Origin of the sequence: Bacillus sp. A1 (genome assembly GCF_042296235.1) — a bacterium.
In the GTDB taxonomy this organism is placed as follows: Bacteria; Bacillota; Bacilli; order Bacillales; family Bacillaceae; genus Bacillus; species Bacillus velezensis.
The window spans coordinates 1999233-2010616 of sequence record NZ_CP141181.1 but is presented as its reverse complement, the minus strand read 5'-3'; the positions used below and the strand labels follow the sequence as shown (position 1 = coordinate 2010616).

General features: G+C 49.4%; 8 protein-coding genes. All 8 read left to right on the top strand.

The annotated features are described in order from the left end of the window. Positions 1-2 precede the first annotated feature (2 nt). The 8 genes from U2H13_RS09755 to U2H13_RS09720 all read left to right on the top strand — a co-directional run bounded on the left by U2H13_RS09755 (position 3) and on the right by U2H13_RS09720 (position 11383). Positions 3-3806 (top strand): non-ribosomal peptide synthetase, encoded by a 3804-nt coding sequence (locus U2H13_RS09755; protein WP_095060171.1) that lies wholly within the window; start codon positions 3-5, stop codon positions 3804-3806. A 74-nt stretch (positions 3807-3880) separates the two neighbouring features. Next, positions 3881-4261 carry a DUF1360 domain-containing protein gene (locus tag U2H13_RS09750; RefSeq protein ID WP_014418069.1) on the top strand — a complete coding sequence of 127 codons (381 nt, stop codon included), beginning with the start codon at positions 3881-3883 and terminating at the stop codon, positions 4259-4261. Positions 4262-4381: 120 nt separating this feature from the next. Next, a complete protein-coding gene (locus tag U2H13_RS09745; RefSeq protein ID WP_376700794.1) occupies positions 4382-5920 on the top strand; it encodes a glycoside hydrolase family 10 protein in 1539 nt (512 codons plus the stop codon). Positions 5921-6060: 140 nt separating this feature from the next. Further along, complete coding sequence (locus U2H13_RS09740) at positions 6061-7203, top strand: acyl-CoA dehydrogenase family protein (protein WP_017417916.1); 1143 nt, start codon at positions 6061-6063, stop codon at positions 7201-7203. 44 nt (positions 7204-7247) lie between these two features. Continuing rightward, positions 7248-8888 carry an AMP-binding protein gene (locus U2H13_RS09735; RefSeq protein ID WP_095060167.1) on the top strand — a complete coding sequence of 547 codons (1641 nt, stop codon included), beginning with the start codon at positions 7248-7250 and terminating at the stop codon, positions 8886-8888. Positions 8889-8909: 21 nt separating this feature from the next. Then, entirely contained in the window at positions 8910-10259 is a 1350-nt protein-coding gene (locus U2H13_RS09730) for an acetyl-CoA carboxylase biotin carboxylase subunit (protein WP_095060165.1), read from the top strand. Further along, positions 10256-10468: an acetyl-CoA carboxylase biotin carboxyl carrier protein subunit gene (locus U2H13_RS09725; RefSeq protein ID WP_007410121.1), complete on the top strand. Its 213-nt coding sequence runs from the start codon at positions 10256-10258 to the stop codon at positions 10466-10468. Before U2H13_RS09730 ends, U2H13_RS09725 begins: the two co-directional genes overlap by 4 nt. Positions 10469-10483: 15 nt before the next feature. After that, positions 10484-11383, top strand: coding sequence for a hydroxymethylglutaryl-CoA lyase (locus tag U2H13_RS09720; RefSeq protein ID WP_061862265.1), 900 nt, complete (start codon positions 10484-10486; stop codon positions 11381-11383). The last annotated feature ends 1 nt before the right edge of the window (position 11384 follow it).

Genomic DNA, 11384 nt, shown 5'->3' with positions numbered 1-11384 from the left:
ACATGGACAAAACGAAAAATATCCAAAACATTTATCCCCTCAGCCGAATGCAGGAAGGAATGCTTTTTCATTCCTTTCTGCAAAAGGAGGGGGCTGCATATATCGAGCAATCCGTCTTCACCATAAAAGGCCGGCTTCGTCCGGAATTGTTTGAGCAAAGCGTACAGTCTGTCATCAGCCGCCACGATATTTTCAGAACGGTTTTTTTACCTCATGTCGCTCAGCTGAACGGCCCCCGCCAAGTTGTGCTGCGTGAGCGGGAATTCCGGCTGCACCGCGAAGATCTTACACATTTGGACGAAGCGGGACAGAGCGCCTATTTACAGCGATTTAAGGAACGTGACCGCTTAAAAGGCTTTGACTTGCAAAAGGATATGCTGATGCGTGTTTCTTTGTTTAAAACGGCAGACGAGGAATATGTATGCGTCTGGAGCCACCATCACATCCTTATGGACGGCTGGTGCCTCGGCATCGTCCTTCAGGAATTCATGTATATGTACCGGGCGATTGAATCAGGCTCACCCGTCACACTGGCGCCCGCAAAGCCTTACAGCACTTATATTACATGGCTGACTGATCAGGACAAAGACGCGGCTTCTGAGTATTGGAAAGGATATTTAGCAGGCTGCGAGACACCCTCAGGACTTCCGAAAATATCGGCCCGTCCTCAGGAAAAAGGCTACCGTAAGAAAGAGCTGCTGTTTTCTTTAGATCAAAATCTGACAGACAGGCTGAAAACCATCGCCAAAGAAGAGGGCGCTACGCTCGCGGTTCTTATGCAGACTGTATGGGGCCTGATGCTGCAGAGCTACAACCGGACGGACGATGCCGTATTCGGCGCCGTCGTATCAGGGCGGCCTTCCGTCATTGACGGCGTGGAAAGCATGATCGGGCTGTTTATCAATACCGTGCCGGTACGCATTAAAACGGGTGATGAAAGCTTTAGAGAACTGCTGGGCCGCTGCCAGAAAGAAATGCTTGATTCAGAGGCGTTCAGCTATCATCCGCTTGCTGACATCCAATCTCAGACTGAGCTGAAACAGGATTTAATCGACCATATCATCGTGTTTGAAAATTATCCGATCCAGCAGCAGATGAAAGACGCGGAAAAGGAATCGGATGCACCGTTCCGGATCGGGAATGTCAACGTGTCGGAACAATCGGGCTACGATTTTAACCTCATCATAGCGCCCGGCGATGAGCTGCTCATCAAATTCAGCTACAATGCGAACGTTTATGACGAAGTATGGATAGAGAGCGTAAAAGGACACTTGGAAGAAGCTCTGCGCGGCGCCGCCTTCAATCCCGATGTCCCCGCTGATCGGCTTCCGATGCTCGGACAAAAGGAAAAATCAAGAATAATCGGCGAATTTAATGACACGAAAACAACTTATGAAAGAGACGAAAGCATCATCAGCCTGTTCAGCCGACAGGTGAAGAAAACCCCGGACCATCAAGCGCTTCACGCCGGCGGGCTGACGATGACATACCGGGAGCTCGATGAACGGTCAACTGCATTCGCCCGCACCCTGCTGGAAAACGGTTTGGCGCCAAAGGGAATTGCCGGGATTCTGGCCGAACGCTCACCGGAATTTATCATCGCTGTTCTCGCTGTATTGAAAGCGGGAGGGACGTACCTTCCTCTTGATGCAGAACTGCCAACCGACAGGATCGCCGATATGCTCACTGAGAGCGGAGCACAGCTGTTAACGGTGCAAAAAGGGATTGAGACTGACTTTGACTTTTCTCACATCATCTCTATCCCGGCTGCAGCTGAAAAACAAACCGCTGATGCGGGAAAACTGAATACCGATACAGCACCTGATGACCTTGCCTATATTATGTATACATCCGGTTCAACAGGAAAACCGAAGGGCGTGATGATTTCCAACCGAAACGTCGTATCGCTCGTGTCAAACAGCAATTATACGTCGGCCGGCATGTCGGACCGTCTCATTCTGACAGGGTCCATCGGTTTCGACGCAGTGACGTTTGAAATCTTCGGTGCGCTTTTGAACGGAGCATGCCTTCATGTGGTTGACCGCTCGACAATGCTTGCGCCTGAGAGGTTCGGCAATTATCTTTCATCCAACCGGATTACGATTTTGTTTTTGACGACAGCGCTCTTTAACCAGTTTGCCCAGGCAGATCCGGAGATGTTTTCTGGATTGCACACCTTATATGTCGGCGGAGAAGCATTGTCCCCGGCGCTCATCAATAAGGTCAGACACCGCTGTCCGAATCTCAGCCTTTATAACATATACGGACCGACGGAAAATACGACATTTTCTACCTTTTACGAAATCAGGCACGATTTTTCTCAGCCGATCCCAATCGGAAAACCGATCAGCAATTCAACCGCGTATATCATTGATAAAAACGGCGGACTTGCGCCGATCGGCGTGCCCGGTGAGCTTTGTGTCGGCGGTGACGGGGTTGCCAAAGGCTATTTAAACAGGCCTGACTTAACAAGTGAAGCATTTGTCAGCCACCCGATTCATCCTGAAGAAAAGATCTACAAAACAGGCGACTTGGCACACTGGCTGCCTGATGGAAGCATCGGATACATCAGCCGTATTGACCGTCAATTCAAGATTCGCGGGAAGCGGATTGAGCCGGCCGAAATTGAAGCACGCTTGACTGAAATAGATGGAATCAGGGAATCGGCAGTCATCGTAGCAAAAGAAGGACAAGAAGCAATCCTTTGTGCGTATTATACGGGCGCGCATGTTGAAGAAAAAACCATTCGATCTCTATTGGCCAGGTCGCTTCCCGACTATATGATTCCTCAGTATGTGATTAAGCTTGACCGTATGCCGCTTACCGCAAACGGCAAAGTGGACCGCCGCGGGCTGCCTGCGCCAGAACGGAAAAAAACGTCATCAAAAGCCGTTCCGCCACGAAACTGGGTGGAGCGTGAGCTGATCGACATTTGGACGCCGATCCTCGGCTGCGGGGAGCTGGGCATACAGGATGACTTCTTTGAGCTGGGCGGCCATTCTTTGAAAGCATTGCAAGTGATTCATCAGCTGAAGACCAGGCAGCAGATGGATGTGCCGATTGAAATGATATTTGAATATCCGACAATTGAACAATTGGCTGAAAAGCTATATTCCAGCACACTGTCAGAAGCTGCAGAGCAGCATATCAGCAGACTGAACCAGCCGAAAGGCCGCAATCTTTTCTGTTTTCCGCCTATCTCAGGTTTCGGCATTTTCTTTAAAGATCTTGCGGCGGCATTAAATGGACGGGCTGCTGTGTACGGTTTTAACTTTATTGAAGAAGACAGCAGAATGGAACAATACATTGATAAAATGCTGGAAATCCAGCCGGAAGGCCCTTATATCCTCTTCGGATATTCGGCAGGCGGCAATACGGCATTCGAGGCGGCAAAAGCGATGGAAAAGCGCGGCTTAGAAATCAGTGACGTCATTATCGCAGACGCGTACAGAAAGCTTGACGCACTGCCGCCGCAGCCAACAAACGCAACAGCCGACAACGTCCCGGAAGCCGTCAGAGAAGCAGTCATCAAAAAGACAGAGCGCTATCAAACGTACTGGGCGGAACTGATAAATGACGGCCAAATCGCTGCAAACCTCCATTTTATCGAGGCCGGCATAAAGGAAGAGCACAGTGATAAGACCGAGCCGATGAAATGGGAAGGCGCCACAACGGGACTCTATCAGGAATATCAAGGCGGGGGCGCCCATAAAGATATGTTTGAACCCGCCTTTGCACAGCAAAATGCTGAGGTCATACTGGACATCATTGCAAACAGCGGAAGACGCTTGGAGCGGAATCTGTAACATCCGGCAGAATGGCTGAAGAAGACAAAGGGCAAGATAGGGGAATCAAACTCAGTTTTTTTGGAGGCTTTGACATGACGAACCTATCTTGGCTTACGTATGTAATGATTATTCTTGCCAGCTACCGGCTGACCCATTTGATCGTATTTGATAAGATTACGGAATTCATAAGAAAACCCTTTATAAAGCAAGAAAAAACCGTCGATCAAAACGGGCGCGCCGTCCAAAAAAAAGTCCCTTCCTCCGCATTCGGTTATATGCTGCAATGTTATTGGTGTGCGGGTGTCTGGTGCGCCATATTGATCGGCATCTGCTATTTGGTCTGGCCCCGCTATGCACATCCGGTTATTTTCATTTTGTCCATCGCCGGAGCGCAGGCCATTCTTGAAACTTGTGTCGGCGTCGGAACGAAGATCATTGACGTGCTCGCCGCCATGAAACATAAAAAGTCCTGAAGCGTTTTATTCGCTTTAGGACTTTTTTCTTTCCCTTTTAGGCTGAGAGGAGCAAAGCAGGCTTTCTGATTCACCGCCCGGAATGCTTCGGAATACCGTAAAGCAGAGAGGGGGAAAAACATGAAAAGCTGCCGTTTTAGCATGATATGGTTTTTGGCCGTTGTACTGACAGCCGGCATCTTTACATTCTCAGCATCCGCACAAGCAAGCGGCACTCAGCCGGAGAGAGAAATGAGAGCCGTCTGGATCGCGTCTGTCACCAATATCGACTGGCCCTCTAAAAAAGGGCTGTCACCGGAAGAGCAAAAAAGAGAATACAGCAAGCTGCTGGATGACGTTCAGGAGATGGGGATGAACGCCGTTATCGTCCAAATTAAGCCTGCGGCTGATGCTTTTTATCCATCAGATTACGGGCCTTGGTCAGAGTATCTGACAGGAACACAAGGCAAAAATCCCGGCTACGATCCGCTTGCTTTTTTAGTTGAAGAGACACATAAACGGAATCTTGAATTTCACGCTTGGTTCAATCCTTACCGGATCACGATGAACCACACAAATTTGAATGCGCTTTCAGACGATCATCCCGCGCGTTCCCATCCGGACTGGGTCGCTGCATACGGAAAACAGCTGTACTATAATCCGGGCATTCCGGAAGTAAGACAATTTATAACGGATGGAATCAAAGAGGTGGTCAGCCGTTATGACATTGATGCGGTTCATATGGATGATTATTTTTATCCTTATAAAATTGCCGGACAGGAATTCCCCGATCAGGCGGAATACGAACGGTACGGAAAAGCTCACTTTGCATCAGTTGATGACTGGCGCAGGGATAACGTCAACCGGCTTGTAAAAGAAATCAACCAAACCATCAAACGAGAAAAACCTTATGTCAAATTCGGAATCAGCCCGTTCGGCGTATGGAGAAATGCCGCAGATGACCCGACAGGCTCCGAAACGGCCGCCGGGGTGCGGAACTACGATGATTTATATGCTGATACGAGAGAATGGATCCAAAAAGGATACATTGATTACATCGCACCGCAAATTTACTGGAGCATCGGATTTAAAGCGGCGGCATATGACGTCTTAGCGGATTGGTGGGGAAAAGAAGTGAACAATCGGCCGGTGCATTTATATATCGGGCAGGCAGCTTATAAAATCAACAACAATGCTGATCCGGCCTGGGCCGACCCGGGGGAATACGGAAGACAGATTGCTCTTAACAGGGGATCAGCATGGATAAAAGGCAGCATGCATTTCAGTTTAAAGGATTTAAACCGTAATCCGCTCGATGTGAAAAACCGTTTGATCAAAGACATGTACAGCCGGCCCGCATTAATTCCCGAGATGCCTTGGCTCGGACATTCCGCTTTAAAAAAACCGGCTGTCAAACGGGCGGAGAAGAACGATTCAGGCCATACACTCTATATTGAAGATGCGAAATTCAACGGTAAAAAAACGGCTTATTACGCCATTTACCGCGCAGAAAAGGGAAAGCAGCCTTATTTAGTGGATACAGTCAGAAAAACATCGTCACGGACGCAGACATTTTCAGATACTGATATTCGGGCGGAAGAAGCCTGCACCTATATCGTTACTTCCGTTGACAGGCTACACCATGAGAGCCGTCCCTCCGCAAAACGGACGATTAAATAGCCATTATTAATAAAACTGACAGTTGCGGCGCTGTCAGTTTTTTTGCGGCGGATGAGTCCGAATGTTCAGACTTCATTTGGATGGAATGAATAAAGACCCCCATTAATAAAATGTAGAAAGCAGCAGAAGGAGGAAGGTTAATGAATTTTCAACTGACAAAAGAACAGCAGATGGTGCGCGAAATGGTCAGAGATTTCGCCAAAAATGAAATTGCCCCGAAAGCCCATGAGGTTGATCAATCAGCCGTCTTCCCGATCGACACATTTAAAAAAATAGGCGAACTCGGGCTGCTCGGAATTCCGTTTCCGGAAGAATACGGCGGGGCGGGCGGTGATACCATTTCATATGCAGCAGCGGTCGAAGAAATCGGAAAAGCCTGCGGCAGCACGGGGCTGAGCTACGCGGCAGCCGTGTCACTCGGCGCAAGCCCATTATACTATTTCGGTACTGAACAGCAAAAGCAAGAACATCTTATTCCGCTTGCTTCGGGAAAAGCGCTCGGATCATTCGGGCTGACAGAGCCGAATGCCGGTTCAGATGCCGGCGGCACCCAGACAAGAGCCGAGAAAAAGGGCGATGACTATGTGATAAACGGAGAGAAATGCTGGATCACAAACGCAAATTACGCCCGCACGGTCATTGTCACCGCCGTTACGGGAAAAAACTCCGCCGGAAAACCGATCATTTCAGCTCTCATCGTCCCCACAGACACACCGGGATTTACGATCACAAATCCGTACGACAAGATGGGTGTGAGAGGGTCGGATACGGCCGAGCTTGTGCTTGAGGATGTCAGGGTGCCTGCCGATAACCTGCTCGGTGATCCTGAAAAAGGTTTTAAACAATTTTTATATACATTAGACGGCGGGCGGATCTCGATTGCGGCACTGGCTGTCGGTATCGCTCAAGGCGCGCTGGAGGCGTCGCTGTCATATGCGAAGGAACGCAAGCAGTTCGGCAGTCCGATATCGTCATTTCAAGCCATTCAATTTAAGCTGGCCGATATGGCGATGGAAATTGACCTTGCCAGACAGATGGTGCTTAAAGCGGCATGGCTGAAGGATCAAAACCTGCCATTTACGAAAGAAGCGGCATTCGCCAAGCTTTATGCTTCAGAAATGGCCGTCAGAACGTGCCTTCAGGCCATCCAAATTCATGGCGGTTCCGGTTATATGAAGGAATGCGGTGTCGAACGTATGCTTCGTGACGCAAAGCTGATGGAGATTGGCGAAGGAACGTCAGAAATTCAAAGAATGGTCATCGCAAGACAGCTTTTGAAGTGAAATGAAAACGTTTACCAAGACAGGGATGGAAGGGGGCAGGTCATATGGCTGAACTTATCCATTTAACAGCCGGAAAGCTGCTTGAGCGGACCGCGAAGCTTTTTCCGGATCATGAAGCGGTTGTTTACCCTGAGCGCAGCCTTCGTTATACGTATGCCGAGTTTGACCGGTTATGCCGGCAAACCGCAAAAGGGCTGATGAAGCTGGGAGTTGAAAAAGGAGATCATGTGGCCATATGGGCATCCAACATTCCGGAATGGCTCGCGGCGCAATTTGCAACGGCGAAAATCGGCGCCGTTCTGGTCACCATTAATACCAATTTTCAAATCGCAGAGCTCGATTACCTGCTGGCACATTCAGATGTCTCGTCCCTGATAATCATGGATTCCTACCGGCAGACATCTTATGTTGAGATGGTGAATAAGCTGATTCCGGAGCTGAAAACGTGTGAGCGCGGCAGGCTGCGTTCGAAACGTTATCCATTTTTACGGACGGTGTTATATATCGGTGATAAAAGCCCGCCCGGGATGCACCGTTGGGATTCTTTGCTGAAGGATGCCGAGTCTGTAACGGATGCAGAGCTTGACGGAAGGATGGACAGCCTGGAAAAGGGTGATTGCATTCATATGCAATATACATCAGGTACGACCGGATTTCCGAAAGGCGTCATGCTCTCACATTTTAATATCGTAAATAACGCGGCCAATATCGCAGAATGCATGAAGCTTACTTCATGTGACCGTTTATGTATTCCCGTTCCGTTTTTCCACTGCTTTGGGTGTGTGCTCGGCGTGCTGGCATGTGTTTCCGCGGGTACGGCGATGATTCCGATCGAACAGTTTTCTCCGCCGGCCGTTCTGAAAACGGTGGAGAAAGAAGCCTGCACGGCTCTGCACGGTGTACCGACGATGTTTATCGCCCTCCTAAATGACAGCCGTTTTTCTGAATATGATCTTTCCCACGTCCGAACCGGGATTATGGCAGGCTCGCCATGCCCGGCGGAAGTCATGAGAGAAGTGATCGGCAAAATGGGGATGACCGACATTACAATTGCCTACGGACAGACCGAAGCATCACCTGTTATTACGCAGACAAGAACGGATGATTCATTTGAAAGAAGAGTGGAAACAGCGGGGCGCGCGCTTCCCCATATCGAAGTCAGAATCGTTCGGCCCGGAACATCCCAAGAAGCCGCCCGGGGCGAACAAGGAGAGCTCTGCACCCGCGGATATCATGTCATGAAAGGCTATTATAAAAATCAAGAAGCGACCGAAGAAGCGATAGACAAAGACGGCTGGCTGCATACCGGTGATTTAGCGGTCATGGACGAGGACGGATACTGCAAAATCACGGGCCGTCTGAAAGACATGCTGATCAGGGGCGGCGAAAATATCTATCCGCGCGAGATTGAGGAAATGTTATATCGGCATCCCGCGGTAGCAGACGTTCAGGTCGTCGGCGTGCCTGATCCGAAATACGGAGAAGAGGCCGCGGCGTGGATCAGGCTCAAAGACGGACAAACCGCTTCCGCAGAAGACATCAGAGCCTTTTGCAAAGAACATATCGCCCGCTATAAAGTCCCCAGGTATGTTTTGTTTACAGATGAATATCCAATGACAGCCTCCGGAAAAATTCAGAAATTCAAGCTGCGGGAAAAAACGATTGAAGAGCTCAAGTTAACTTAATGAAAAAGGAGTGCTTCACATTTGTTTAAAAAAGTCCTGATTGCCAACAGAGGAGAAATCGCCTTAAGAATTATCCGCACCTGCAAACGTCTCGGCATCCCCTCGGCAGCTGTGTATTCAGAAGCCGACCGGGACGCGCTGCATGTAAAAGCTGCTGATGAGGCCTATCCGATCGGTAAATCGAGAGTAAATGAAAGCTATTTACATATCGACAGAATCATAGAAGCCGCTAAATCCGCCGGAGCGGACGCCATTCATCCGGGCTACGGGCTGCTGTCAGAAAACAGCCTGTTCGCCGAACGCTGCCGGAAGGAACAAATCACATTTATCGGTCCGCCCGGTGATATCATCGCCAAGATGGGCAGCAAGATAGAAGCCCGAAAAACGATGCAAAAAGCAAAGGTCCCGATCGTTCCCGGTGTTTCAGAGCCATTGCCCGATGTTCACTCCGCCTTAGCCGAAGCCCGTGCCATCGGTTTTCCGGTCATGCTGAAAGCGTCCGCAGGTGGCGGCGGAATCGGCATGCAGATCGTACATTCAGAAGAAGAGCTGGCCAAAGCGTTCGAAGGCAATCAAAAGCGGGCCGCGTCCTTTTTCGGAGACGGCGCAATGTACATGGAAAAGGTCATTGAAAATGCCCGTCATATTGAAATTCAGATACTCGCAGATTCTTTCGGCAACACCGTTCATCTGTTTGAACGTGACTGTTCAGTCCAAAGGCGCCACCAAAAAGTGATAGAAGAAGCGCCGTCACCGTTTGTTGACGATGAATTAAGACAAAGACTCGGTGAAACCGCCGTTAAAGCCGCAAAATCGATCGGCTACCAAAATGCAGGCACAATAGAATTTCTCGTCGACCAAAAGAAACAAATCTATTTTTTAGAGATGAACACAAGACTGCAGGTGGAGCATCCGGTGACAGAAGAAATTACAGAACTGGATCTTGTGGAAGAACAGCTGAAAATTGCCGCTGGGCAGGCGCTGACTTTCTCGCAGAAAGATATCAACCACCGCGGTCATGCGATAGAAGTGCGGATCTATGCGGAAGATCCGGTCACCTTTTACCCGTCACCCGGTACCATCTCGTCTTTTTCCGTTTTAAGACACCCGTCAGTGCGACACGAATGCGCCGTCGAAAAGGGAAGCGTCATTTCTCCGTTTTACGATCCGATGATTGCCAAAATGATCGTCACGGCGAATACGAGAAAACAAGCCATTGAACAACTGAAAACCGCCCTTGGCGAATATCATGTAGAAGGGATTAAAACCAACATTCCGCTGCTGACAAAAATTGCCCATTCAGAAGTGTTTGAAAAGGGTGAGGCGACAACCGGCTTTTTACAAACAATGAACGAGGGGGCGTCAAAATGAGCGTCATAAAAATTCAGATGGCGGGAAACCTGTGGAAAATTCATGTGAAGCCGGGTGATGTCATTGAAGAAGGACAGGAAGTGGCCATCTTGGAATCTATGAAAATGGAAATTCCGATTATCGCTGATGCAGCGGGTACGGTGAAAGAAGTGAAAAAATCAGAAGGTGATTTCACTGATGAAGGAGAGGTCCTGATTGAACTTCAATAAAACGGGAGGTGCAGCATGAACTGTCCGAAACATGTCCGCATCAATGAAGTAGGACCGCGTGACGGCTTGCAGAATGAATCGGCGTGGGTGGATACAGAAGATAAGATTGAGTGGATCAATATGCTGTCAAAAACAGGCCTTTCCTATATCGAAGTGACATCATTCGTGCATCCGAGATGGATTCCGGCTCTTCGTGACAGCCTGGACGTCGCAAAAGGCATTGCCAGATCTGAACATACGGTCTACGCGGCTCTCGTTCCGAACCTCATCGGACTGGAGCATGCGGCAGAAGGCGGAATCGATCAGGCATGTGTATTTTTATCTGCAAGCGAAACCCATAACCAAAAAAACGTAAACAAACCGATTGACCGGACCGTTCAAGAGCTCAGGCGGGTTATTACTGAAGCAAAAGCTGAAAAAATGGCGACGAGAGCTTATCTGTCCACTGTGTTCGGCTGTCCGTACGAACAGAACGTGCCGGTCGAACAAGTCATCCGCCTGTCAGACACCCTGCTCGAAATGGGTGTTGATGAAATATCGCTCGGCGACACGATCGGCGCGGCAAACCCCTTGCAGGTCATAGCCGTGCTTGAAGCCCTTTTGCCGAGAATTCCCGCCTCAAAAATCGCACTCCATTTTCATGATACAAGAGGAACGGCTCTAGCGAATATCATTCCCGCTCTTGATATGGGCATCACATCCTTTGATACTTCCTCAGGCGGGCTTGGCGGCTGCCCGTACGCCCCTGGATCAGCAGGCAACGCTGCCACAGAAGACGTCATTTATATGCTCGAACAAATGGGGATTGATACCGGGACGGACATGAATAAACTTCTTTATGCCGCCGGCTGGATCGCGGATAAAATAGGCAAAGACCTGCCAAGCAGAAACCTGCAGGCATTCAGAACGAAATGAG

Excerpts from the sequence above, each read along its gene's own strand:
- U2H13_RS09745 (WP_376700794.1), top strand. The coding sequence starts at position 4,382 with ATGAAAAGCTGCCGTTTTAGCATGATATGGTTTTTGGCCGTTGTACTG.
- U2H13_RS09725 (WP_007410121.1), top strand. The coding sequence starts at position 10,256 with ATGAGCGTCATAAAAATTCAGATGGCGGGAAACCTGTGGAAAATTCAT.
- U2H13_RS09735 (WP_095060167.1), top strand. The coding sequence starts at position 7,248 with ATGGCTGAACTTATCCATTTAACAGCCGGAAAGCTGCTTGAGCGGACC.
- U2H13_RS09740 (WP_017417916.1), top strand. The coding sequence starts at position 6,061 with ATGAATTTTCAACTGACAAAAGAACAGCAGATGGTGCGCGAAATGGTC.
- U2H13_RS09720 (WP_061862265.1), top strand. The coding sequence starts at position 10,484 with ATGAACTGTCCGAAACATGTCCGCATCAATGAAGTAGGACCGCGTGAC.
- U2H13_RS09755 (WP_095060171.1), top strand. The coding sequence starts at position 3 with ATGGACAAAACGAAAAATATCCAAAACATTTATCCCCTCAGCCGAATG.
- U2H13_RS09750 (WP_014418069.1), top strand. The coding sequence starts at position 3,881 with ATGACGAACCTATCTTGGCTTACGTATGTAATGATTATTCTTGCCAGC.